The following is a 26803-nucleotide window of genomic DNA, read 5'->3' on the forward strand; positions in this document are numbered from 1 at the left end:
TATTTTAATAACATTCTTCTTATTATTCTCAAAAACGACACAGAATAAGTGATTTCAATCACTACATAGATTTTAATTTATCGCTATTCTTAATTCAGATATTACATTAAAACTTTATGGAGGCATTCATATGGAACATACATTTACTGAAACTTCAATTGTTGGTGAGATTGTTACACAATTTCCGAAAGCTAGTGATCTTTTTAAATCATATAGAATAGATTTTTGTTGTGGCGGTAATAAGCCACTTATTGATGCAATTCATGAAAGAAATTTATCAGCTACTGAAGTGCTTACAGAGTTAAATACGCTTTATCATAATACGAAACGATTAAATGAATCGGAAATTGATTGGAAAAATGCTTCTTATCGTGAATTGATTGATTATGTTATAAATAAGCATCACCGCTATTTAAATGAAGAATTACCACAGTTAAGTCCATATGTGACAAAAGTATTACGTGTTCATGGGGCAAGTCAGCCTCATTTAGCTCAAATTCATAAGCTATTTCATGAACTTAAAATGGAATTAGAACAGCATTTAATTAAAGAAGAAATGGAAGATTTTCCCTTAATTTTAGAATTTGAACAAAATCCAACTAATGAAAACTATGCTAAGTTACGTAAAGTAGTAAATGAACTAGAAAATGAGCACAATCATGCTGGAAATATTATAAAAGAACTTCGTAAAGTGACAAATGACTTTACTCCTCCAGAAGGTGCTTGCGGTACTTATCGACTTGTTTACCAACGCCTCGAAGCGCTAGAGTCTGATTTATTTGAGCATATTCATTTAGAAAATAATATTTTATTTCCGCGTGCCATTACGAAAGCATAAATCAAGTGCAGGACATGAGTGTAAATACTTATGGCCTGCTTTTTCGTTTCGCGAAAAATATTCACATCCCCTTCACATAAAACCGAATTTTAACAATTTGTGAATCATTATAAAAATGTGATAAATATCACATCTCCCCCTTATTTGATTTTCTATAATAAAAATATAATCCTTTGTTCAATATTTCACATAAAAAGGGGAAACGAAAATGAAAAAACGTTTAGTTATGATCGGAAATGGTATGGCTGGCATTCGCTGTATGGAAGAAATCTTAAAACATGATAGTGATTCATATGAGATTACTATTTTTGGAGATGAACCGCATCCAAACTACAACCGCATTATGCTCTCTCATGTTTTACAAGGCAAAACAAATATGCAAGATATCATTATGAATGAATACAGTTGGTATGAAGAAAACGAAATAACTTTGTATACGGATGAAAGAGTTCAAAGTATTAACCGAGAAGAAAAAATTATTATTACAGAAAAGAAGCGTACTCTTACATACGACAAGCTCATTATCGCAACAGGTTCTAGTGCTTTTATTTTACCTGTTGAAGGTTCCGCACTTTCTGGTGTAACAGGATTTCGAACTATTGAAGATACACAATTTATGATAGATACCGCTAAAGAAAAGAAAAAGGCCGTTGTCATTGGTGGCGGGTTACTCGGTTTAGAAGCCGCAAGAGGTCTAATTGATTTAGGAATGGACGTACATGTTGTTCATTTAATGCCTAGCTTAATGGAGCAACAACTAGATACGAAAGCAGCTGCTCTTCTGCGTGAAGATTTAGAAGCACAAGGCATGAAGTTTTTAATGGAAAAGAAAACTGTAAAAATTCTTGGTACAGACCATGTTGAGGGCATTCAATTTGAAGACGGTGAAGTTGTAGATTGTGATTTAATCGTAATGGCTGTCGGAATACGCCCAAATACGCAAATAGCAAAAGATGCTGGTCTAATTGTAAATCGCGGTATTGTAGTCAATGACTATATGCTAACAAATGATGAGTCCATTTATGCAGTTGGAGAATGTGCAGAGCATGACGGTATCGCATATGGACTTGTTGCTCCTCTTTATGAACAAGGTGCGATATTAGCAAAACATATAACAAATTTACAAACTGATGGATATTCGGGCAGTATCGTCGGTACACAATTAAAAGTTGCTGGTTGTGATTTATTCTCTGCTGGCCAAATTTATGAAGATGATCAAACGAAAGCAATATCCATCTTTAATGAATGTAAACGTTCCTATAAAAAAGTATTAATTCGTGATAATAAAGTCGTCGGTATCGTTTTATACGGTGATACAGCTGACGGTACCCGCCTCTTTAGCATGTTAAAGAAAGAAGAAGATATACAAGAATATACACCAGCTTCCATTCTTCACAAAGCTGGTGAAGAATGTGAACTTGACGTTGCTACTATGAGTGCGGATGACACAATTTGCGGATGTAATGGTGTTACGAAAGGCACAATCGTTCACGCCATTTTAGAACAGGAGTTAAAGACTTTTGAAGAAGTTAAAGCCTGTACGAAAGCCGCAGGGTCTTGTGGTAAATGTCGTCCGCTTGTAGAACAAGTTTTATCTCATACACTTGGAGATGCTTTTGATGCTTCTGCACAGTCTACCGGTATGTGCGGATGTACACCTTTATCACGTGATGAAGTCGTAGCGGCCATTCATGAGAAAGGTTTAAAATCTCCAAAAGAAGTACGAAACGTTCTTGGTTTTGTACATGAAGATGGATGTTCGAAATGTCGTCCTGCTTTAAACTACTATTTACGTATGGCGATTCCAGAAGAATATGAAGATGATAAATCATCCCGTTTCGTGAATGAAAGAATGAATGGTAACATCCAGCACGATGGTACCTTCTCTGTTATTCCACGTATGTACGGAGGCGTTACAACAGCAGATGATTTAATGAAAATTGCTGAAGTTGCGAAAAAGTACGATGTTCCACTTGTGAAAATTACAGGTGCGAGCCGAATTGGCTTATACGGTGTTAAGAAACAAGATTTACCTAACGTATGGGCTGAATTAAATATGGCTTCTGGATATGCGTATTCAAAATCTCTTCGTAATGTAAAATCATGTGTTGGCTCTCGTTTCTGCCGTTTCGGTACGAAAGATTCATTAGGACTTGGTATGTTGCTTGAACAATCATTAGAAATGGTAGATACACCTCATAAAATGAAGATGGGTGTAACGGGCTGTCCGCGTAACTGTGCGGAAGTACTGACGAAAGATTTTGGCGTTGTTTGTGTCGAAAATGGATACCAACTTTATATTGGCGGAAATGGTGGTACGGAAGTACGCGAAGCTGATTTTGTAATGATTGTCCCTACTGAAGATGATGTCCTTCGCATCGCTACAGCTTACATGCAATATTATCGTGAAACTGGTATTTATGGAGAGCGTACTGCCTACTGGACAGAACGATTAGGCTTCGATTACATAAAGGAAATACTGCAAGATGCAAATATGGTCACTAAGTTAAATGAACGTTTCCAAAAAGCTCGTGGCACATATAAAGAAGCATGGGGACAAGCACTAGAAACGAAATCATTAAAAGCGATGTATGAAGTAGAAACTGTGAAATAAGGAGCTGTGATCTATATGATACAAACGAAAGAAAAAATAAAAGTTATGCGTGCAGAAGACCTTCCTATTCAAATCGGTAAAGAGGTACAAATGAAAGGTATGTCTATCGCCCTATTCCGCCTTTCAAATGGCGATATTCGAGCTGCAGAAAATCGTTGTCCTCATAAAAACGGGCCATTAGCGGAAGGTATTGTATCTGGAGAATTCGTCTTTTGTCCACTACATGATTGGAAAATTTCACTACTAACAGGTGAAGTTCAAAAACCTGATGATGGTTGTATTCAAACGTATGAAGTAGAAGTTATTGACGGGGATATTTATATATACATGTAATTTACAAAAGGAAGCCTCCCCTGGCTTCCTTTTAAATAAAAATAGACGAGGTGCGAATATGAACGGATATGTATATTTAGTTGGTGCAGGACCAGGTGATGAAGGGCTTATTACAAAAAAAGCGATAGAGTGCTTAAATCGTGCAGATATCGTCTTATATGACCGCTTATTAAACCCTTCCTTTCTTAATTATACAAAAGAAACATGTGAACTTATTTATTGCGGAAAAATGCCAAAGAATCATACTATGCGTCAAGAAATGATTAACGCACACCTCCTTCAATTTGCGAAAGAGAGAAAAATCGTAGTCCGCTTAAAAGGCGGAGATCCATCTATTTTTGGCCGTGTTGGTGAAGAAGCAGAGACTTTAGCATCAGCAAATATTCCATATGAAATTGTACCAGGTATTACATCTAGCATCGCCGCTAGTATCTATGCAGGTATTCCCCTCACCCATCGTGACTACAGTAATAGCGTCACTTTATTAACCGGACATGCAAAAGGTCCTTTAACCGACCATGGAAAATATAATTCATCTCACAATAGCGACACGATTGCCTACTACATGGGTATAGAAAACTTACCTACAATTTGTGAAAACTTACTACAAGCAGCAAAAAAAGAAGATACGCCAGTAGCAGTCATTGAATGGGGTACAACTGGTAAACAGCGCGTTGTCACAGGGACACTGTCTACCATTGTTTCTATTGTCAAAAACGAAAATATTTCTAATCCTTCTATGACAATTATTGGTGATGTCGTTTCCTTACGGGATCAGATCGCTTGGAAAGAACGTAAACCATTACACGAGAAAAAAGTTTTATTTGCATCTGCAACGAATAAAGCAAGTTTAATGAAGCAAAAGTTACAAGAAGCCGGTGCAGAAATATATCAAATTCCTACTTTCAAAAAGGTAGAATACACATTAACACTTGAACAAATCAATGAAATTTTTAACGTTAATCGTCTTGTTTTTTGTTCACCTGAAAGTGTAGAAATATTGATGCAATCATGTAGTAAACACCAAAAAGATATTCGTTCTTTACAAGCGCAACTACAACATATGAACGTTGCCGCTCAAGAAAAACTTATGCAATATGGGCTACTAAGTAAACAAGCAGAGTTCTCTTCCAATACAACAGTTTATTTAGGACGAAACATTAACCGAATTGCTGTTATTCAAGAAAAAATTGGTGCTGGTTCCTATATGATGACTCATGAGTACACAATTGATCATCGCTTCGATGAAATTCATTCACGTATGCTTTCTGAATTCTCATGGGATAGCATTGTATTTGAAGGTCGTGCTTCTATTGATACGTTTCTAGCAGAAATAAAACGCCTTGGCTTTATCAATATTCTTACTCTCCCATTCTCGTATACCGACGTTCCAACTTTATACTATGCAAATAAAGTTGGGTTTCATAACGTAGATCATCAATTACAAGAAACTCTTATGAAGAAAGACATGGTGAGACAATGAAAGGAATTGTATATGTTGGACATGGGAGCCGGCTACAAGAAGGTAATAAACAATTCATTCAATTTATTCAATCTGTTATGAAAGAGCGAAACGAAAGAATTCAAAAAATAGCTTTTCTAGAACTAACGACACCTACTATTTGGGATGCAGTTACAGAAACGATAATAGAGGGAGTAACTGAAATAATGATTGTACCTGTTTTATTATTTGCAGCAGCTCACTATAAACGTGATATTCCTTTTGAAATAGAACAACTACAAAAGAAATATCCACAAATAACATTTTCAGTTGTACCTCCTTTTAGTACACATCCACATATGGTGGAACTTGTAGTGAAAAGAATACGTGAAGCTATGCCAATGCAAAATAGTAGTATTTTACTCGTAGGACGAGGCAGTAGTGATACACAACCGATACATGAGTTACAACTAATCGGAGCAGCTGTCGAACGAAAACTTGGTATGCCAGTATCCTGTTCCTTTTTAACGAAAGGAACTCCCTCTTTTACTGTTGAGCTCAAGGATATAACATCGACTGCCCCCCATGTATATGTCATGCCGTATCTTCTCTTTACCGGACTGTTGCTTCAAAAGATTAAGTTACATACGAAAAAATACAATCACGTTACGACTTGTAACTGCCTACAATTTGATCCATATATGAAGTTAACATTGTTAAGACGAATGGAGGAATGCATATATGTATAACATGTACCCTCTTATGTTTAATCTACAAAATAAAGTGGTTGTTATCATTGGTGGAGGTAAAATTGCATATCGAAAAGCGTCTGGATTAAAAGATACAGGCGCTTTCGTCACTGTTGTCAGCCCAGAAATTTGCGAGGAAATGAAGGAACTTTCTTATATTACTTGGAAGCAAAAAGCTTTTAGTAATGATGATATTAAAGATGCTCACCTTATTTATGCAGCTACAAATCAACACGCTGTAAATATGATGGTCAAACAGGCCGCTCATGATTTCCAGTGGATTAACGTTGTAAGTGATGGTACAGAATCATCGTTTCACACACCGGGTGTCATCCGAAATAATGAATATGTTGTAACGATTTCAACTTCAGGTAAAGATCCATCGTTTACGAAGCGTTTGAAGCAGGAACTAATATCTATACTCCCTAAACTTATAAAAAAGATTTCTCGTACACATAAATTGTAATCTATTTCTTAGTTAAAATAGTAATTACCTTTGGACAAACGTTTTTTAGGGGATGTTTGTTCTTTTTGTTGTAGTTCCGTTCTTTTATTTCACAAGCAATCTATGAAGAAAATAAATGGTGTTTGCAACTTGTAAACAAGTAAATTTCATGACAAGTGCAACATTACAAGCAACTCTTTCTATTCAGTTTTTATATTGGATATTCATTCAACCAAATTAGCGCTTGTTCATAATCATTAAAAAACTCCACGGATTCTTTTGTATTGGATTGTTGCAAATACTTCAGTATCTCTCCTTCTTCAAGAAGAAATGCAATTGCCTTACTATGATTCAAAATGGTTTCATTGAAAAACTTATCTTTCCATACTTTTTGAACAGAAAAATGATTTGGGGTATACCCTTTTCTATCCACCAACAATTTGTATTTCCGACCCTCAGAAATAAATTGCTGACAAACCTGCTCAAAATCATTAAACCATTCATACACATCCTCTGTATTAATCTGGCCAATTAGATGGGTAACAATCAAATCTCCTGAAACTATTGTGCTGATATTCTGTTTACTCAACTTTTAATCATCTCCCTTAGTGGCAATTATGCATAACACTCCCACCCCATCGCTATCACCCTAAGCTCATATAACTTTAATTATAAGCGAGATTGTGTCTTTTTTTCGCAAGTCTATATGTAAATACTTTAAAGATTTCCATACGAAATAAACCCTAATAAGTTTCTTTTTTTGAATTAAGTCACTAGATTATGAAACATGGTACAATTGTAAACGACACCCAATATATGAAAGACTGTTTTCTTCTCATATCTATAGGACTTCTGTCCATCATTTACCGCCTCAAATCTTTTCGTTTTTGCACGTATATTCAAAACAAAATATATGATAAATAAATAACGACAGTTACTGTAATAATGCTGAAAATTGTTGAAAATAAAACGATTTGTGCATGTAATTCAGGCTCTATTTGATATTCCATAGCAATGGTTGATGTATTTCTTGAAGTAGGAAAAGAACTTGCAATAAATAATGATTGTGCAACAATACCATCCATGTTTAGTAGATATATCATAGCAAGTGCTAATAATGGTCCCATCAGTAACCTTCCAATTAAAGCCCATGTTATGACTCGATGGAAAAAATTAAGCTTAATGTTGGATAATTGTGCCCCTAGCAATATGAGTGCTATTGCAACAAAACCATTCGCAAGCTGATTAAGAGGAATAAAGATAGAATTAGGTATTTGAATTGTAAAAGATTGAAAGAAAACCCCTAATACGAGTGCATGAAATACAGGCAGTCTTAGAAATGATTGAATAATACCTCCGATTGTTTTTGTTGCTGATAGTAAGTTATATATCCCATATGAATAAGTTAAAAGATTCTGGAAAATAACAATAAAAATTTGAATGGAAACCCCCACTGGATTGTGACTGAAAATCAATTGACTTACTGGTAACCCATAATTACCGGAATTCATTAACGAAATGCTATTTTTTAGAGCTGCACTTTCTCCTTTTTCTAACTTTAATATTTTTGAAATGAAATGACTTACTATGATCAGACTCAGACTATAAAGCATTAAATAGTATATTATCTGGAGCAACAAACCTGTTTCTATACGAATATCATATATATTCACAAATACAGCCGCTGGCATCAAGCAATAAGTAATAAGTGTAGATAGCTGCTTTAAGTTAAATTGAAACTTTCTTTGTAAGATTGCACCAATTAGCATCAATATTAATATTGGTAATATCACGTCTAATATAATAAAAACAAACATGTAAAACCTCATTCCAAATATATTATAGTTGGATTAAACTCTTTACTAAATATGGACCACATTTCATTCATCGGAAAACACCCTTAGTTCTCAATACTCAGAAAACTGAAATCGATAATATGAAAATGCTCATCAAAAATTCTTATTTCATTTCCCTCCCCTCTCTTTTCTTTAACATATCAAATATAACTCATAAAGAAAATTATGGATTATTTATACAAATTCATAATTTTATCTTATCGAACTAAACTGTATTCTTTAGTGTAGTACTTTTTTCACAATATCCGTTAGCCTTACCAAAAAATTTGGCCCTAAAAAAATCTGATACTGCAGTTACTATGCGAAGAATACTTACATCAATCCCATACTTGTCGCTTAAACTACCTAACACACCTGATACTTGTTTATCTTGAGTGGACTTATATTTTTTTCATCTAAACATCCCGATTCAATTAAATATTTGCATTCTAAAAATGAGTTCGATCTTTAGAATAGATTTAAGATTTCCTTCACTAATCTACCCTTTAATTGAATAACTTTTGACTTCTATATTTTAAAATAAAATTCCATAAGCCTTCTGTTTTTCATTTTAAAAACACATTCTTATAGAAAACAAGCGTTTATTGAGATAGCAATAAAAACATGTTGAAGCCTATTACTAAAAGAACCATCCCAAAATACTTTGGGATGGTTCTTTTTCCTTATTAATGATTCTTTAACATCACTAACAGCTTTTCTTGACTATACATCCACACTGTAATGATTAAACAAGCAAGTGCGACTTCTGATAATGCCATAAATCCAATTGCATAATGGCCTGTTAGTTGGAATAGTAATGTTAAAATTAGGGGCGGGAAGAACCCTCCTAGTCCGCCTAAAGCTGAAACGAGTCCATTTACAATACCTGCTTGTTCTGAGAAGTACATTGGAACGAGTTTAAAGATTGTACCATTACCAATGCCTGCACAAAATGCGACTAGTAAGCAACCAAATGTATACACGTTCATACTAGGCATGAATGATAAAATAATACCTGAAAGTGTTAAACCGATAAATACGAAGATTAATATTTTAAATGGATTAAACTTATCGCCGAGCCAACCACCAATCGGACGCATAATTGTTGCGAGTACAATGAATCCTGCAGTTCGCATACCAGCATCTACTTTCTCTAATCCGAAGTGAGATACTAAAAAGTTTGGTAAGTAGACGGTAAATGCGACAAATGATCCGAATGTTAAAAAGTAAAAGATACATAAAAACCAAAGTTTCTCATTTTTATATACACCTTTTATTTGTTCCATTAATGGTGTATTCACCTTTTTCTCCTTACGATCACCTAATAAAAAGTTCATAAGTGCAAATGCTGCAAGTAAAACTAAATAACATTGTACTGTCGTTCTCCAGCCAACTGAAGTTGCGATAACAGGCGCTAAAAATGAAGTAATTGCTGTTCCGGCGTTACCGACACCGTAAATACCATTTACAAAACCATGACTCTCTTTCGGAAAGTATTTTGGTAAAGAAGTTACTCCTACAGAGAATACAGCACCACCGATTCCTACAAATAATCCACCAATAATTAAATCCATCATAGAATTGGCAACACTAATATAAAAGACAGGAAGTAATAATAGAATAAAACTAATAAAGAATAATTTTCTTGCTCCGAAACGATTTGTCCAATAACCAATTGGAATGCGAAGAACAGATCCTAAAATAACGGGTACTGCTGTGACCATAGAAATTTGCCCCGCAGTTAATGGGATATCCACTTTAATATAAGGCATTAATGATGATAAAATGACCCATACCATAAAACCTATAATTAGATTAGAAGTTTGTAAACTTAATTGAAAATTAGGACTTTTCATCCTGTTCCCTCCTATGTATGCATAGTTATATTCATTCTCTCCAGCCTAATCACGTCGTAACATGATTAAGTCGAAAAGAATCAACCACCACTTACTGGCGGAATCATCGCCACAGTATCACCAGTTTGAATGATGTCATTCTCATTTGCATACTCTTCATTTATAGCTACCATGATTTCATTTGAAATCGCTACGTTGTATTTCTTAATGAGTACCTTCTTTAGTTCAGCAACTGTAATATTTTCACAATCGATTTGTAATGCTGGCTTACTTACTTCTTCTTGTAAATGTGCAAATAATAGTACTTCAATCATATTCTCATCTCCTCTTCAGGTTCACCATTCTCATATGCTACATTCTCTAACTGATCACCAATCCATGATTCACCATCTTCCCAAAATTCTTTCTTCCAAATTGGAACGATTTGTTTTATACGCTCCATAATATATTCGTTCGCCTCATATGCAGCTTTCCGGTGTGGTGTAGAAACAGCGACGACAACAGCAAGATCAGAAATTTGTAATGTACCAATGCGATGTGTAATGGCGACAAATGTCCCAGACCACCTCTCTCCTACTTCAGTACCAATTCTCTCAAGTTGTTTTTCTGCCATTGTTTTATATGCTACATACTCTAAATATAGCGTACGACGTCCTTTCGTAAATTCTCTAACAGTACCAACGAAAGTAGTAACTGCGCCACACTCACGACGAATTACTTTGTTTGTAACTTCCTCAATTGAAATAGGTGTATCAATTACTTCATAATACGTTTGTATCATTTTGCACCTCTTATCTTTGTATAAGTTAGTAATCTATTTTTCTATTATTTGTATGATCGAAGTGGTTCTTCCCACGGCCACTCACTTCCAGCGTTTGATTCTAATAACAGTACGGAAACAGTTATTCCTGCTTCAAATCCTCTCGTTCCTCCTGGCAGGACGATAAATGCGTTCGCCTCTGCAAGTGAAGAAATTGCACTAGATTTATCTAAACCAACTGGTATAGCTTGCAATGTTCCATCTACAATTTCTACTTTCCCTCTTACAAATCGAGTAAATGGATTTGCTTTCGGAAAGTCTTTTTGTAATATTGCCTCTGCACGATATATGTGCGGATCTTTCCTATGCAAGTATGTTCCAATGACAGGTCGAACAAACAATTCACATCCGACATAACAAGCAGAAGGATTACCAGATAGACCAAATAATAGTTTTCCCTCTAACTCAGCTACAGTTGTCACACTTCCTGGTCGCATCGCTATTTTGTTAAAAAGTACATTAGCTTGTAATCTCTCATAAATAGCCGGTAAATAATCATAGTCTCCTACTGAAACGCCACCAGTTGTAATTAATATATCAACTTCTTTTATCGCTTTTTTTATAGTGTTATAACACGTCTCAAAATTGTCAGCGAATTGCCCATAATACTGTACAATTCCACCTGCTCGTTCAATTTGAGCAGCTACCATATAAGAGTTACTATTTCGAATCTTCCCTGGCTTTAATTGTTCATGTACTTCGAGCAGTTCACTTCCTGTCGTTACAATTCCAATGACTGGCTGTTTTACAACATATACCGTACTATAACCAAACGTAGCAAGAAGCGCTGCAACTCCAGGTTTAATAACAGTCCCTTTTTTCACCAGAATGCTATTTTGTTTTACATCTTCTCCTTTAAAAGAAATGTTATCCCCAGCAACAAAGGAGCGTTTCAATTTCATATAAGTCTTTTCGTTTTCTTCAAATCCTTCCGTTAGCTCTAACATAACTACTGCATTACACCCCGCAGGAATTGCCGCACCTGTCATAATACGGACAGCTTGAAATTCTTTCACTTCTTCTGTAAAAACAAAGCCTGCTCCAATTTCGCCAATTACTTCAAATTGAATGGGGTTACTACTACTCGCTTCTTTTGTATCTTCCGCTCGAATCGCAAACCCGTCGTACGGAGAGCGATCAAAATGCGGAACATCATGATCTGCAATAACATCTTCTCCAAGTGTTCTACCGTAGCTTTCTATAAGAGAAACCTTTTCTATTTCACCTTGGTAGGCATATTTCATTACACGAGCAACTGCTTCTGCTACTGGAATTGGTATACGTTTTTCTAACATTCTTTTTCACCTCGTTTTAATAAGGGGCAACTCTCTTTCTGTTCATCCTATATATTTTGCGTATAATCGTTTTGCTATTTTCACATCATTTGTTCCATGAATAAATGCCCTACCGTCTGTAAATAAAACGAAACGATATTCATCAATTAGAAATGATAGTAAGTAAGGCGTTTTTTGGACAAGTACACTTTTTTGTAATCGTTTTTGAACTTCCTCTAAATGAAGAACACGTTTTATCCCTGGACGGATTTGAACCGTATTCCGTCCACATAGCACTTCCGTTTTCATCTGTGCTTCAAATGTTAAACTTGGATACGTGCGTGTATTTCCACAAGATGGACATGTATTTTTCTTCTGTCTATTTACTTTTAATGAGAGATATTGATTGTTCCAAATATCAAATGACAACATCGTTCCTCTTAATGATTCATAATCACCCACCAATATTTTCATCGCCTCTGTAACTTGGTGAGCAACGACCATTTGTACAGCTGGCTGAATGATTCCGGCTGTATCGCATGTTGCACCGCCCATAGGATGATCCATTAGACAGCGAAAACATGGTGTTTTCCCAGGAAGAATTGTATACGTTACACCGTAACTCCCAATGCATCCGCCATATATCCAAGGTATATTTTCTTTTTGTGAAATGTCATTTATAAGTAGACGCGTATCGAAATTGTCAGTCGCATCTAATATGAGATCCACATCTTTTGTTAACTCTTCTATTTCTCGCATTGTGACATCTGTTACAACTGGTACAATTTCCACTTCAGAATTAATCTTCCTTACATGTTCTGCTGCTGCAATTGCTTTTGGTTTACACTGCTGCGCATCTTCTTCTGTATATAACTGCTGCCGCTGTAAATTACTCCATTCGACGTAGTCACGATCAGCAATTGTCAATTTCCCAATTCCCATCCTAGCAAGTGCTTCTGCATTCGCAGCTCCTAGCGCACCCGCACCGATTAGGAGCACATGCTTTTCTCTTATTTTTCTTTGTCCCATTTCACCAATTCCAGAAAACAACACTTGTCTTGAATAACGCTCTTGCATAAGAAATCCTCCTTTCACTATCCACCAATGTAAGACATTTCAACTTTTGGACGTTTACTTGTATTCTCAACCGTTCTTTCATCTGAATATCGATCTGTTCTATATCGCCATGTATCATTTAAAATTTTTAATAGTGATGCATCAGAAATATTTTCTCGAAGAAGCGTTCGCAAATCCGTTCCTTTCGCTCCAAATAGGCATGTGAAAAACTTGCCGTCTGCCGAAATACGAGCTCTCGTACAAGAAGAACAAAATGACTCAGAAACAGAAGTAATAAATCCAACTTCTGCATTACTCCCTACATATCGATACAATTTCGCAACCTCTCCAAAATAACGAGGCTGAGCGGGCTCAATTGGATATACACGATTAATTTTCTCTATTAATTGTTCCTTCGTAATGACTTCTTCAAAATTCCATCCGTTTGTACTGCCTACATCCATAAACTCAATGAAACGGAGCTGAATTTCTTTTTCTTTAAAATAACGAGCCATATGAAGAATTTGACTATCATTCATCCCTTTTTTTACGACCATATTTACCTTTACTTCTAATCCAGCAGCATTTGCTGCTTCTATTCCTTTCAGTACAGGTTTTGTACTTACATTTCTTCCGTTAATTTTTTTGAAGACATGGTCCTCTATCGCATCTAAACTAATATTTACACGTTTTAATCCCGCGTCTTTTAGCGCCTTAGCTTGTTTTGCTAAATGAATTCCGTTTGTTGTGAGTCCAATGTCTTTTAAGCCTTCTAGATTTGTAAGTCTTGCAATTAATTTCGGTAAGTCTTTACGCAATAAAGGTTCACCGCCAGTAAGCCTAATTTTATTAACTCCCATACTTATAAATAATCTAGCTAACCTTTCTATTTCATTAAATGTTAATAAACACTCTTCCTGTAAAAAAGCATAATCAGGTCCGAACACTTCAGCAGGCATACAATATGTGCACCTAAAATTACAACGATCAATAACTGAAATGCGTAAATCTTGAAGTGGCCGCTTTAAAGAATCTTTCATGTTCTCGTGCATCTATATCCCTTCTTTTCTGCTGCAATCCTTAGTAAGTTTTCATTTTTTTATTTGCCTTCATTATAAAAAAGAAGCTACATATTCAATGTGACTTTTCTCACATCACTTTCCCCATTCAAAAAATTTTCACAAATCCGTTCGCATTTTGTTCACATCTTTAGCCACTCCTCCTTACGGTCATTGAAATTTCAATTTATTTTTAAATAGCTCTTGCATTTTCATCATACTTACACTCAAAATAGGAAATGTATTGCTTATAAGAAGAAAGGTGATCACTGTGGCAAACAGTATGACATTATCTCAAGACTTAAAAGAATTACTTGCATCTGTTGAATATAAAATGCAGATAAAAAAAGGTAGTTTTATTTTTCAAGAAGGTATGGAGGCAACAGAACTCTATATCATTCACTCAGGGAAAGTACAAATTAGTAAACTTAGTGCTGACGGACAAGAATTAACACTTCGAATTTGTTCGGAATATGACATTATTGGAGAATTAACATTGTTCACGGATAATGCAAAATATTTATTAAACTCAAAATGTCTTGAAGATGTTGAAGTAGGTGTAATAAAACGTGAAGCGTTAGAAAAAGCATTACTCCAAAAACCCGCTCTTGTATTTGAATTTATGAAATGGATTAGTGAACATTTAAGAAGAATGCAAACGAAGTTCCGAGATTTAGTATTACACGGCAAAAAAGGTGCCCTGTACTCTACTCTTATACGAATGACAAATAGTTACGGTGTATTAAAAGAAAATGGTATTCTCATCGATTTACCATTAACGAATCAAGAACTCGCTAATTTCTGTGCAACTTCACGTGAAAGTGTAAATCGAATGTTAAATGAATTAAAAAAGCAAGGTACAATTTCAATTCATAAAGGAAAGATTACAATCCACGATTTACAATTTTTAAAATGTGAAATTGCTTGTGAAGATTGCTCTGCTTCTGTTTGTAGCATTGATTAGCATCTTATTTAGATGCTAATCTTCTTTCAATTTAAGCTATTTATTAACGGTTATTCCCTATGTAAACAAAAACGAGGCCTTCCATATTAGACCTCGTTTCGTTTTAACCATTAGCTCCTATCCGTTTACAGCAGTATTATTTTTTCAACTCATTAGGAATACGTCTTCTGTAAATTACATAACTACGGCTTACATATTTAATTGGGGCACTAAATACATGTACTAGTCTTGTAAATGGCCATACTGCGAATAAACCCATCCCTGCAAGAATATGAATTTTAAACCATACTGGTACTTCCATCATATATTCAACTTTCGGTTGGAAAATAAAGAGACTTCGGAACCAAGGGCCAATTGTTGTACGATAATCAAATCCTTTTGAATCGATATTTAAAAATGTTGAAGAAAGTCCTGCTAGCATTACGATAAGTAATAAAATAAGCGCAATATAATCTCCCTTTGTACTCGTTGCAATGATACGTTTTACAGTTACGCGGCGGTACGTTAATATAATTAAACCGATAATAGAAGCAACACCTGCCGGAAGCCCAAAACTAATTGCTACTACATGATACATATGCTCAGAGATACCTATTGAACGGTATACAGCTTCTGGAATTAAAATTCCCATAACATGACCGCCAATTACGAACATGATCCCAAAGTGGAATAATAGACTCCCGACCCGGAGCATCTTCTTTTCTAATAGTTCACTAGATTTTGATGTCCATCCAAATTGATCATAGTTGTATCTAAAAATATGTCCACCGATAAAGATTGCAAAAATGATATAGGGAAACAATACCCATAGAAATTGATCCATCATTTTAACAACTCTCCTTTCTAATTTGTCTGTACACCCCATGTTTCGATAGCGAGTAGAACAGCCGCAAGAATTGGTTCATACATACTGTCTGCTTCTTTTAATTGAACGTGTAACGCTTGTATATTCTCCGTGTATTTACTCATAATTGGTTCACTGTCTATCTCATTTGCATTTGCAAAGAACTCAAGCAATAGCGGTAAATAATCAGGTAATTCTTTATCTGTTACTTCAAAACCAGATTTTTTATAATGCTGTTTTAACTCCAGTAATTCAATACCTCTTTCTCTTTGTTCACCAGTGTTCATATAAGTAAGATACATATTTGTTTTCTTACCAAAATCGAATGTATATACGTAACTATCAATGAGTTGATCATTCGTTTTATTTAGAACTTGCTTTATAAAGGCTGTAAGTGACGCTTTAACGTCTTCCTGTTTTATTGTTTCAACCTCTTTTTGCAATTCAGTTACAGCTTCTCTCCACCCTAGTTCAGGATAGGAGAGAAGAAAAGAAGAACAAGAAAAAGCTGTTTGTAAACTTTGTCTCATAATTTTCTGCCCCCTTTATTTAAGAAATTGTCATACAAGAGCCTGGACCACCTGTGAATGATAAACCACAGCTTCCTTGTTCGCTATATAAATCTGCCACTTGTTCACGGTGAGATGTCGGGATAACGAAGCGATCTTTATATTTCGCAATGGCAAGAAGACGATACATATCTTCTACATCCTGTTTTGTTAAACCAAGTTCTTTTAATACAGCTTCATTTGGCTCTTTATTAATTTGCAGTGCTCTCATATATGTTCGCATAACAGCCATTTTTTTCAATGTAAGACGAATGTGTGATTCATCCCCTGCAGTGAGTAAATTCGCTAAATATTGAATTGGAATACGCATATTATCAATTGCAGGGAAAACCTCTTCTGCTTGCCATTTACTACCTTTCCCTTCCACCATGTTCATAATTGGGCTAAGCGGAGGGATATACCAAACCATCGGCATTGTACGATACTCCGGGTGAAGAGGCAGAGCAATTTTCCAATCGATAATCATTTTATAGATAGGTGACTGTTGTGCTGCTTTAATCCATTCTTCAGGAATGCCTTGTTTTTTCGCTTCAGCTGCTATTTCTGGATCATTTGGATCTAGGAAAACAGTAAGCTGAGATTCATATAAATCTTTTTCGTCTTCAACAGAAGCTGCTTCTTTTACTTTATCAGCGTCATATAGCATTACTCCAATATACCTGATACGTCCTACACATGTTTCTGAACAAATTGTTGGCATACCAGCTTCAATACGTGGGAAGCACATTGTACATTTTTCAGCTTTATTCGTTTGCCAGTTAAAATACACTTTTTTATATGGACAAGATGATACGCAGAATCTCCATGCGCGACATGCATTTTGATCTACAAGAACAATTCCATCTTCTTCACGTTTATACATCGCACCAGATGGACAAGATGATATGCAAGATGGATTCATACAATGTTCACATATGCGTGGTAAATACATCATAAAGACGTTTTCAAAATCTGTTTTAATTTCTTCTTCCATTTTCTTTACATTTGGATCTTGCAATCCAGTTATATGTCCGCCTGCTAAGTCATCTTCCCAGTTTGGACCCCATTCAATTTTGTCGATAAATTCGCCTGTAATTGCTGATTTCGGACGAGCAACTGGCTGATGCTTACGCTGCGGACTATTTGTTAACGTTTCATAATCATAGTTCCAAGGTTCAAAGTAATCATCAATCGTTGGTTGATCTGGATTGTAGAAAATATTCATAAGACGTTTCATTTTCGAACCGGATTTTAGCTGAATTTCACCATTTTTCAATTCCCAGCCGCCTTTATATTTCTCCTGATCTTCCCATTGTTTCGGATAACCAATACCTGGTTTCGTTTCTACGTTATTGAAATACATATATTCAGCACCTGGACGATTTGTCCAGGTGTTTTTGCATGTTACGCTACAAGTATGACAGCCGATGCATTTATCTAGGTTCATTACCATTCCGACTTGCGCTTTAATCTTCAAGCCAATCTACCTCCTTCAGTTTACGGATTACAACATTTAAATCACGCTGGTTCCCAGTCGGACCATAATAGTTAAATCCATAACTTAATTGACCGTATCCACCAATCATATGTGTCGGTTTTACGTGAATTCGAGTTGGACTATTATGCGTTCCCCCGCGGTTACTTGTTAATTTCGTACCAGGTACGTTAATGTGACGATCTTGCGCATGGTGCATAAATGCCATTCCTCTCGGTATACGGTGCGTTACAACAGCACGCGCTACAACAACACCGTTACGATTAAAGCACTCAATCCAATCATTATCTGCAACACCAGCTTCAGCAGCGTCCTCTTTATTCATCCAAACAGTTGGACCACCTCTAAATAGCGTTAACATCGGTAATGAATCAAAGTACATACTATGAATCGACCACTTATTATGCGGTGTTAAATAGTTTAATGTAATTTCTTTCCCTTCTACTTCAGGTCGTGATTTACGGAACGGTTTATGTTGCAGAATTGGTTTAAATGTTGCCATCGTTTCACCAAATTCTTTCATCATGTCATGGTCTAAGTAGAAAGATTGTCGACCAGTTATCGTTCTCCAAGGGATGAGACGTTCCACATTTGTTGTAAACGGTGAGTAACGTCGTCCACCTTTTTCTGAACCTGTAAAGGCCGGAGAAGTAATTACTGTTTTCGGTTGTGCTGTAATTTGCTCGAATGTAAAGCATTCTTCTTCACGTTCTTCTGCTAAATCACGTAGTTTTAAATCTGTTTGTTTTTCAAGTGCTTCCCATGCTTTTACTGCCATATGACCGTTTGTTGTAGAAGATAGTGTTAATACCGCTTCAGCAGCATTGATTGCTTCTTTGATGTCTGGACAACCTTTCGCGATAGAATCCGTTCGAACGACTCCTAATTTGCTCTTTAATTGCTCATACTCTTTTTCTGCTGACCAAGAGATCCCTTTCGTACCAATCGGTTGTTTTCCGGCATTTGGTCCAAGCGCAGTCATTTTGTCATAAATCGTTTTATAATCCCTTTCAACAACGTGAATTTGTGGCATCGTTTTACCTGGAATCGGTTCACACTCGCCTTTACTCCAGTCTTTAATTTTGCCAAGTGGTTGCGCTAATTCTTGCGGTGTATCATGAAGAAGCGGTGTTGCCACAACTTCTTTCATTGGTTCAAGATCGATTTTCTTCGCTAAATCAGACACTGCTTTAGAAAGAGAAGTGAAAATATCCCAGTCAGAGCGCGCTTCCCACGGTGAACCGATTGCCGGATTAAATGGATGTACAAATGGATGCATATCTGTACTGCTTAAATCGTGTTTTTCGTACCAAGTTGAAGCAGGTAAGACGATATCAGAATACAGTGCTGTTCCAGCCATACGGAAATCTAAATTAATGAGTAAATCAAGCTTCCCTTCTGGCGCTTCTTCATGCCACTTTATTTCTTCTGGTCGTAATGAATCACTGTCGTCATTCATTAACCCGTTTGTTGTACCTAATAAATGTTTTAAGAAATATTCATGTCCTTTACCAGAACTCGAAATTAAATTCGCACGCCATACGAATAAGTTGCGCGGGAAGTTGTTTTTGTTATCTGGATCTTCAATCGCAAATTTCAGTTCTTTTTCTTTTAATTTTTGTGCAACGTATTTTCCGATTTCTTCTTGCGTTGTTGCACCAGCAGCAACAGCCTCTTTATATAATTCAATTCCATTTTTCTCGAATGTTGGATAAGAAGGTAACCAGCCAAGTCGTGCAGCTAATACGTTGTAATCACCGTGATGTTGATAACGAGAGTTACCTTCAACTGGTGATGCTAAATGTCCAACAGGTGTATCTTCATAACGCCATTGATCTGTTACGAAATAGAAGAAGGATGTACCGTTTTGTAATTTCGGTGGACCTTGCCAATCTTTTGCCATCGCGATTGTTTGCCATCCTTCTGCTGGTCTTAATTTTTCTTGACCAACATAATGAGCCCAACCACCGCCGTTTACACCTTGTGCTCCAACGAGAAGAACAAGATTTAAAACGGCGCGATAAATCGTATCAGAGTTAAACCAATGGTTAATACCCGCTCCGACAATTATCATTGAGCGACCATTCGTATCAACAGCATTTTGTGCGAACTCACGAGCGATTTGAATAATAAGCTCACGTTTTACTCCTGTCATTTTCTCTTGCCATGCAGGTGTAAACGGTATGTCATCATTGAAGTCTTTCGGTTCTTGTCCGCCAAGCCCTCGGTTCACACCGTAATTTGCTAACGTTAAGTCGTATACAGTTGTAACGAACATTTCGCCCTCTTCTGTCATAACCTTTTTCACTGGAATCGTACGTTCTAATACTTTGTTTCCATCATCAGAGAAGTACGGAATTTGTACAGTTCCAATCGCTTCTTCCATTCCAAGTAAAGAAAGACGTGGATCAATCTTTTCACCTGTTTCTTCATCTTCTAAACGCAAGTTCCATTTCTTTTCATTATCCCAACGTGACCCCATTGTGCCGTGAGGTGTTGCAAAATCATTCGTATTCTCGTTCCAAAGAACAGGTTTCCATTCCCCTAACTTCGTTTCTCGTCCAATATCAGAAGCATTTAAGAACCGATCAGCAACGAATTGATCTCCTTTTTGTTTCAATGTGACAAAGAAAGGAAAATCAGTATATTGCTTCGCATAATTTGTGAAATATTCCACTTGATTATCTACGTAAAATTCTTGTAAGATCACATGCCCCATTGCCATCGCAAGTGCACCATCTGTACCTTGTTTCACACTAATCCAATCATCCGCAAACTTTGTAGATTCAGCGAAGTCAGGACTAACAGAAACGACTTTCGTTCCTTTATATCGAACCTCTGCTAAAAAGTGAGCATCTGGTGTTCTCGTCATTGGTACATTTGAACCCCATGTCATAATGTAACCAGAGTTATACCAGTCACTACTTTCTGGTACATCTGTTTGATCACCCCAAATTTGAGGAGAAGCTGGTGGTAAATCCGCATACCAATCATAGAAGCTAAGCATCGGTCCACCCATAAGTTGCATAAAGCGACTACCAGCAGCATGACTTAACATCGACATAGCTGGAATTGGTGAAAAGCCAACATTTCGGTCTGGACCGTATTTCATTACTGTGTACAGTAATGAAGCTGAAACGAGTTGTAACACTTCATCCCAATTCGCACGAATGAATCCCCCTTTACCACGCGCCTGCTTATACGTACGTGCCTTTTCACGGTTTTCCACAATGCTTTTCCAAGCCTCTAATGGTGACTCGTTATTTTGCAATTCTTCTTGCCACATATTCCAAAGAACACCACGTACATACGGGTATTTCACACGAAGTGGACTATAAATGTACCAAGAAAAACTTGCTCCACGTGGGCATCCTCGCGGTTCAAAATCTGGCATATCAGGACCTGTAGTCGGATAGTTAAGCTCCTGCCCTTCCCAAGTTACAATTCCATCTTTCACATATATATTCCAGCTACATGAACCAGTACAGTTCACGCCGTGTGTAGAACGAATTACTTTATCATGCTGCCAACGCTTTCTGTACACATTTTCCCATTCGCGATCTTCATATGTTTCTTGTGTATGATTATCGTTATAACGATCTATTGGTGAAAAATATTTTAAACGTCTCATTAGTGCTGAAGTTTTTTTCTTCATACTGTTCACTCCTTTAATACGTCTCTCTTACATACCCTTACTATAAGAGAGGTTATAAAATACAGATGTGACATTTCGCACAGTTCAAGAGATTGTCAAAAATTCAGTAGAAAATAAGTTTGTGAGAAAATCTTGTGTTCCGTTGTGAAGATTATGGTTAATCTTAATTATTAGGAGAATGCTATTTTGAGGTATCGACTATTTTGCAAAAGAAAAAGAGTTTTGATATTATTTCAAAACTGCCATAAGGAAAAGAGTATAAATTGTATGTAAAAAAATTTTTCCCAATGTTATTATTTTATATCGAGTCTGATTTTACATAAAACTACAAATCATTATTTACTGTATTGCCCTTAGTTGCGGAAACAATTATACTAGATGTAATCGAAATAAATAATCTGAATATTCTCAGAATTAAAGGTAGAAGTTTTACTATCTACAAATAGAATTAGAAATATGTCCACTAAATAGATTAGAAAACGATAATAACATTAGGAGGATTACGATGCCCCAGCTTGATTCATTACATCCCACTGTAGAAAAAATAATCAATAATATTGAAAAAATAATGGTCGGAAAACGAAAAGAAACCATCTTAGTTTTGACAACTCTCTTAGCTGAAGGTCATGTGCTATTAGAAGATGTTCCTGGTGTCGGGAAAACAATGCTAGTACGTGCTCTTTCTAAATCCATTGATGCTGATTATAAGCGAATTCAATTTACACCTGATTTATTGCCGTCAGATGTAACAGGAGTTTCTATTTATAATCCGAAAGAGCTCCAATTTGAGTTCAAGCCTGGACCAATTATGGGGAATTTTGTACTTGCTGATGAAATTAATCGTACATCTCCAAAGACACAATCTGCTTTACTTGAATGTATGGAAGAAGGAAATATTACAATAGATGGTATTACAAGACCTTTACCAAAGCCGTTCTTTGTCATGGCTACACAAAATCCGGTCGAATATGAAGGAACATATTCTCTACCAGAAGCTCAGCTCGATCGTTTCTTATTGAAACTAAAAATGGGATATCCTACACCAGAAGAAGAATTTGAAATTTTAAACCGGATGGAAAAAACAAATCCACTCTCTCAATTACAGACCATTACTACAATAGAAGAATTACTTTATTTACAACAAAGCGTACGGGTAGTAAGTATGGACAAAGCAATTAAGCATTACATTGTAAAGCTTGTTAATCAGACTCGTACGTACAGTTCTATACAGCTAGGTGCAAGTCCACGTGGCTCAATTGCTTTAATGAAAGCTTCACAAGCTTATGCATTTATCCATGGCAGAAATTATGTTATTCCAGACGATGTTAAACTTTTAGCTCCTTACGTTTTAGCGCATAGGCTCATTCTAAAAATGGAAGCAAAATTTGAAGGAATAACTGGCGAACAAGTTATCGCAAAAATTGTTGCACGAACTACCGTGCCTACTCAAAGGGCGATGAACCCTTGATGAAACGAATGCTGCGAGCGCTATATCACGTTATGAAGTTATTGCTACTCCCTTTATGCCTAGTCTTAACATTTGTTTACGCTATGTTTCAAGGAGGGTTTGTCAGTTGGTTTTTATTTTACAGCATAATTCCCATTGCTCTTTATTCACTACTACTCCCCTTCTACGCTTTACGGGACGCTGAAGTAAAGCGAATAACAAACCAAAATGGATATGTAGTAGGAGAACAATTTGTAAGCACGATTACAATAAAAAGAAAATTTCCTTTTCCCTTACTTTATTTAGTTATAGAAGATGAACTGCCACCACAATTTATAAGTTGTAAACAAATAAAGATGAATAAGGTAGTACTCTTCCCAGGATTGAAACGAAATATTTCGTTTCAATATGTTATTGACACAATCCCTAGAGGCGAGCACACTTTTTCAAGCGTTCGTGTCAAAACTGGCGATTTATTCGGCATGATGGAGAAAGAAGTAACTTTTTCAGTTCCAAATACATTTTTAGTCTATCCCCAGTATGTAGATATAGCGTATCGACAATTGGAAAATCATTTCGAACAAGGAGCGCTTTCAGCAAATATAAATTCAGCAAAAGACTCTACAATCTCGGTCGGTGTCAGAGACTATAAACCTGGCGATCGCTTTTCATGGATCGATTGGAAAGCAACTGCACGAACAAACAATATTATGACAAAAGAGTTTGAACAACAGCGCAGCCATAATATCATGATATTCATAGACAGAACCGAGTCTCCTCTATTCGAATCAGTCGTCACATTTACTGCCTCTATCGTAAGGGCTGTCTTGAAACAAAATTCACCAGCATCATTCGTGTCTATCGGAAAAGAACAAACTATTTTCCCTTTAGACAATGGAGATACGCAGTTACAACAAATCCTTTGTCATTTAGCAAAAGTACAAGCAGACAGTGTATTCCCGCTCTCCCAGAGTGTAGACATGGAACTAAGAAAAATTTATGAGCCCGTCACGGTTATACTCGTGACCAGTAATCTTTCTCCCGATATTCAAAAGGCGGCTGATTGTGCTGCTATAAGAAATAGAAAATGTATGGTTTTTGTCGTGAAAGAAAAAGCGAATCAACTTTCACACCGAGAACTCAGTATACTAGAAACTCTAAAAAAACGACAAATATTTGTAAACACGGTTTATGAAAACCGGTATACAAACGTGTTTTTTGAGGTGAGCAAATGATAACATTACAAACAAAATACAAGTGGGATACGAACAGATTCTTTATGCATGCATGTGTATTTCTTCTTTTACTAGAATGGCTAAGACCTCTTATAGGTATTACAAATGTAGGTAGATTAGATATTTTCGTAACATTTATAGGAATTTGCTTCGCTCTCTCTTTTTTTCAAACGAGGTGGCAGATTCCTATAAAAATTGTCACAGTCTTATTTATCATTCATTCCCTATATTATAAAAATGCTTTTATAAATCCATCTTGGCTAACAACATTCTTTTCCGATATGTTTCGAAATTCCTCCCTGTTTTTCCAAGGGAATTTACTAGATATTTCTCCAGTTTTTCCGACGGTTTTATTTTTTCTCTCATTTTGGTTTTTGAGTTCTTTCACTTCATTTTGGATTATTCATAAAAAACGTGGGTTTCTATTCCTTGTATTGACTATTATTTATATCGCAACTTTTCATAACTTACATTTATACAATGCAAACTACGCTATTATTCGTACTGTTGTCATCGGCTTTTTTATGCTTAGTCTTCTTCAAGTAGAACGAATAAAAGAACGTGAACACTTACAAAATTATGCTAGAGAAATCTCAAAATTACTTAGACCACTTACAATATTTATCGTATTATTAGCAACCATTGCATACTTTGCTCCAAAATTTGGCCCTCAATGGCCAAACCCAATGGATTTTTTAAAATTCAACACATCTGAAGCAAGTAAAGAACAAAAAATTTCTACAATTGGGTATGGTTTAGATGACTCGCGATTAGGCGGTCCTTTTAAGGCGGATCCTACAGTTGTTTTCACAGCACGAACGCAAAACAAACAATATTGGAGAGTAGAAACAAAAGATTTTTATACAGGAAAAGGCTGGGAAATTTCTGAAAATCCGAAAAAGATTTCTTTTAAAAATAAAAACGACGTCGTAAGCTGGTACGAACAAAATACAAAAATGAAAACGACTGAGGCAACAATTACCATGCAAAAAAGTTATCCTCACCTTACCTATCCAGCAGGATTAGTATCAGTTGAGGCTGCTTCTGATGTATCATACAGTGTTGACCCGTTTTCAGAAAAAATTTATACAATGAATGGAGACTCTTCTACTACTTTACATTCGTATAAAGTAACATATGAGATCCCTGAGTTTTCCATAGAAAACTTGAAAGCTGTAAAAACAAATGAAGGTCAAGAAACAAATCCTTATTTTATGACAAAGTACACACAACTTCCCAAGTCATTACCACAGCGCGTAAAAGACTTGGCTGTCAATCTTACAAATGATAAAGACAACCGATATGATAAAGTATTAGCTATTGAAAATTACTTTACAGACAACTCTTTTACATACGAATCAACGAATGTCTTATTCCCTGCCAAAAGCCAAGATTATGTAGATCAATTCCTTTTCGATACAAAAAGCGGCTACTGTAATAATTTTTCGACGTCTATGATTGTACTACTTCGTTCTGCCGGGATTCCTGCTCGCTGGGTAAAAGGCTATACAGAAGGAACTCTTGACAATGCACTTACCTCTGCAGAAGGTGAGGATGTTTATACAATCACGAACGATAACGCACACTCTTGGGTCGAAGTATATTTCCCAGGATACGGATGGATTCCATTCGAACCAACAAAAGGATTTACTAATCCCTATAATTTTATAAATAATACGCCTGCTCCTATTTCACAAAATAGCGAAGCAAATAATTCTAATAACACGCAAATACAACAACGAAATAATGAAGCAAGACTTAAAAGTTTAATAAAAAATACAGAAGAAGCTTCTACTAAAAAGGTCACAAATTCTCAAACTAGTTTTTCTTGGTGGTACGTATTCCTCTCTACGATACTAATTAGTATTATGGGATACATTCTCTTCACCACTAGAATGATATGGAGGACATTTCTTATTATTCATTTCTATAAATACCGAAAAAATGATGCTGTTTATCAAAAAGCTTACGATGCACTTTTAAAACAATTTGCAAGAATTGGCATACCACGGGGTGAAAGTCAAACATTCCGAGAATACGCTCTCCATATCGATACACTTTACAACTCGGCCGATATGCAACAACTTACTGCCAGTTATGAGAACGCTATGTATAAACAGGGGCAGGCTGCAGCAGAATGGAAGAAATCCGTACACTTATGGGAAGTGCTTATGAAAAAAGCAGCTTCTCTACCTAAATCAGATGGCTTTGATACAGTAATTTAATCTTGAAAATGTAAGTTTAAAGAAAACGTCTCAAAGAACTACATTGTTCTTTGAGACGTTTTTTAATAAAG

The 26803-nt window shown here is 36.0% G+C and carries 22 protein-coding genes and 1 pseudogene; 10 read left to right on the forward strand and 13 right to left on the reverse strand.

Going from position 1 to position 26803, the window contains the following annotated elements:
• Positions 1-130 precede the first annotated feature (130 nt).
• The 6 genes from ric (at position 131) to MKY38_RS11580 (ending at position 6441) form a co-directional block, all read left to right on the forward strand.
• A complete protein-coding gene (ric, locus tag MKY38_RS11555; RefSeq protein WP_000401361.1) occupies positions 131-838 on the forward strand; it encodes an iron-sulfur cluster repair di-iron protein in 708 nt (235 codons plus the stop codon).
• A gap of 208 nt (positions 839-1046) precedes the next feature.
• Positions 1047-3452 (forward strand): NADPH-nitrite reductase large subunit, encoded by a 2406-nt coding sequence (nirB, locus tag MKY38_RS11560; RefSeq protein WP_114555994.1) that lies wholly within the window; start codon positions 1047-1049, stop codon positions 3450-3452.
• Between the two features lie 15 nt (positions 3453-3467).
• Positions 3468-3785, forward strand: coding sequence for a nitrite reductase small subunit NirD (gene nirD, locus MKY38_RS11565; protein ID WP_341049053.1), 318 nt, complete (start codon positions 3468-3470; stop codon positions 3783-3785).
• A 58-nt stretch (positions 3786-3843) separates the two neighbouring features.
• Complete coding sequence (locus MKY38_RS11570; protein WP_341049056.1) at positions 3844-5268, forward strand: uroporphyrin-III C-methyltransferase; 1425 nt, start codon at positions 3844-3846, stop codon at positions 5266-5268.
• Positions 5265-5975: a sirohydrochlorin chelatase gene (locus MKY38_RS11575; RefSeq protein ID WP_341049059.1), complete on the forward strand. Its 711-nt coding sequence runs from the start codon at positions 5265-5267 to the stop codon at positions 5973-5975. The genes MKY38_RS11570 and MKY38_RS11575 overlap by 4 nt, the downstream gene beginning before the upstream one ends.
• A complete protein-coding gene (locus tag MKY38_RS11580) occupies positions 5968-6441 on the forward strand; it encodes a precorrin-2 dehydrogenase (RefSeq protein WP_065223593.1) in 474 nt (157 codons plus the stop codon). The genes MKY38_RS11575 and MKY38_RS11580 overlap by 8 nt, the downstream gene beginning before the upstream one ends.
• Before the next feature lie 190 nt (positions 6442-6631).
• Here the strand turns inward: MKY38_RS11580 and MKY38_RS11585 are convergent, their stop codons facing one another.
• The 9 genes and pseudogenes from MKY38_RS11585 to moaA form a co-directional block, all read right to left on the reverse strand.
• Positions 6632-7009: an STAS/SEC14 domain-containing protein gene (locus MKY38_RS11585; RefSeq protein ID WP_341049062.1), complete on the reverse strand. Its 378-nt coding sequence runs from the start codon at positions 7007-7009 to the stop codon at positions 6632-6634.
• A gap of 310 nt (positions 7010-7319) precedes the next feature.
• On the reverse strand, positions 7320-8237 hold the full coding sequence (locus MKY38_RS11590; RefSeq protein WP_070180077.1) for an AEC family transporter: 918 nt from the start codon (positions 8235-8237) through the stop codon (positions 7320-7322).
• Between the two features lie 301 nt (positions 8238-8538).
• Positions 8539-8667, reverse strand: a pseudogene (locus MKY38_RS11595) (PspC domain-containing protein); the annotation flags it as partial.
• Between the two features lie 274 nt (positions 8668-8941).
• Positions 8942-10111 carry a nitrate transporter NarK gene (gene narK, locus MKY38_RS11600; protein WP_000841857.1) on the reverse strand — a complete coding sequence of 390 codons (1170 nt, stop codon included), beginning with the start codon at positions 10109-10111 and terminating at the stop codon, positions 8942-8944.
• An 80-nt stretch (positions 10112-10191) separates the two neighbouring features.
• A complete protein-coding gene (moaD, locus tag MKY38_RS11605) occupies positions 10192-10425 on the reverse strand; it encodes a molybdopterin converting factor subunit 1 (RefSeq protein WP_000573682.1) in 234 nt (77 codons plus the stop codon).
• The gene (locus MKY38_RS11610) at positions 10422-10892 is read right to left on the reverse strand and encodes a molybdenum cofactor biosynthesis protein MoaE (protein ID WP_070180076.1); all 471 of its coding nucleotides are present in this window, start codon (positions 10890-10892) and stop codon (positions 10422-10424) included. Before MKY38_RS11610 ends, moaD begins: the two co-directional genes overlap by 4 nt.
• A 44-nt stretch (positions 10893-10936) precedes the next feature.
• Positions 10937-12226 carry a molybdopterin molybdotransferase MoeA gene (locus MKY38_RS11615; RefSeq protein WP_070180075.1) on the reverse strand — a complete coding sequence of 430 codons (1290 nt, stop codon included), beginning with the start codon at positions 12224-12226 and terminating at the stop codon, positions 10937-10939.
• Between the two features lie 42 nt (positions 12227-12268).
• Positions 12269-13282, reverse strand: a complete 1014-nt coding sequence (locus tag MKY38_RS11620; RefSeq protein ID WP_070179284.1) for a molybdopterin-synthase adenylyltransferase MoeB — start codon at positions 13280-13282, stop codon at positions 12269-12271.
• 17 nt (positions 13283-13299) lie between these two features.
• The gene (gene moaA, locus MKY38_RS11625; protein WP_000545029.1) at positions 13300-14313 is read right to left on the reverse strand and encodes a GTP 3',8-cyclase MoaA; all 1014 of its coding nucleotides are present in this window, start codon (positions 14311-14313) and stop codon (positions 13300-13302) included.
• Between the two features lie 277 nt (positions 14314-14590).
• On the opposite strand from moaA, the gene MKY38_RS11630 reads away from it, so the two are divergent.
• Entirely contained in the window at positions 14591-15283 is a 693-nt protein-coding gene (locus MKY38_RS11630; protein ID WP_000013866.1) for a Crp/Fnr family transcriptional regulator, read from the forward strand.
• A gap of 136 nt (positions 15284-15419) precedes the next feature.
• Here MKY38_RS11630 and narI read toward each other — a convergent pair whose 3' ends face one another.
• From narI to MKY38_RS11650, 4 genes are read right to left on the reverse strand one after another with little or no spacing between them, the layout of a single operon-like run.
• A complete protein-coding gene (gene narI, locus MKY38_RS11635; RefSeq protein ID WP_065223589.1) occupies positions 15420-16109 on the reverse strand; it encodes a respiratory nitrate reductase subunit gamma in 690 nt (229 codons plus the stop codon).
• A gap of 17 nt (positions 16110-16126) precedes the next feature.
• Positions 16127-16657 carry a nitrate reductase molybdenum cofactor assembly chaperone gene (gene narJ / locus MKY38_RS11640; RefSeq protein ID WP_070180074.1) on the reverse strand — a complete coding sequence of 177 codons (531 nt, stop codon included), beginning with the start codon at positions 16655-16657 and terminating at the stop codon, positions 16127-16129.
• A gap of 19 nt (positions 16658-16676) precedes the next feature.
• Positions 16677-18152 (reverse strand): nitrate reductase subunit beta, encoded by a 1476-nt coding sequence (gene narH / locus MKY38_RS11645; RefSeq protein ID WP_341049071.1) that lies wholly within the window; start codon positions 18150-18152, stop codon positions 16677-16679.
• Positions 18142-21825, reverse strand: a complete 3684-nt coding sequence (locus MKY38_RS11650; protein ID WP_078439265.1) for a nitrate reductase subunit alpha — start codon at positions 21823-21825, stop codon at positions 18142-18144. The genes narH and MKY38_RS11650 overlap by 11 nt, the downstream gene beginning before the upstream one ends.
• A 505-nt stretch (positions 21826-22330) precedes the next feature.
• On the opposite strand from MKY38_RS11650, the gene MKY38_RS11655 reads away from it, so the two are divergent.
• Genes MKY38_RS11655 through MKY38_RS11665 form a run of 3 tightly spaced genes read left to right on the forward strand, consistent with a single transcriptional unit; the run spans position 22331 to position 26732 of the window.
• On the forward strand, positions 22331-23293 hold the full coding sequence (locus MKY38_RS11655) for an AAA family ATPase (protein WP_030025451.1): 963 nt from the start codon (positions 22331-22333) through the stop codon (positions 23291-23293).
• Positions 23293-24507, forward strand: coding sequence for a DUF58 domain-containing protein (locus MKY38_RS11660; RefSeq protein WP_070180071.1), 1215 nt, complete (start codon positions 23293-23295; stop codon positions 24505-24507). The genes MKY38_RS11655 and MKY38_RS11660 overlap by 1 nt, the downstream gene beginning before the upstream one ends.
• On the forward strand, positions 24504-26732 hold the full coding sequence (locus tag MKY38_RS11665) for a transglutaminase TgpA family protein (RefSeq protein ID WP_341049075.1): 2229 nt from the start codon (positions 24504-24506) through the stop codon (positions 26730-26732). The genes MKY38_RS11660 and MKY38_RS11665 overlap by 4 nt, the downstream gene beginning before the upstream one ends.
• The last annotated feature ends 71 nt before the right edge of the window (positions 26733-26803 follow it).

Origin of the sequence: Bacillus sp. FSL R5-0585, from assembly GCF_038004545.1 — a bacterium.
Lineage (GTDB): Bacteria > Bacillota > Bacilli > Bacillales > Bacillaceae_G > Bacillus_A > Bacillus_A cereus.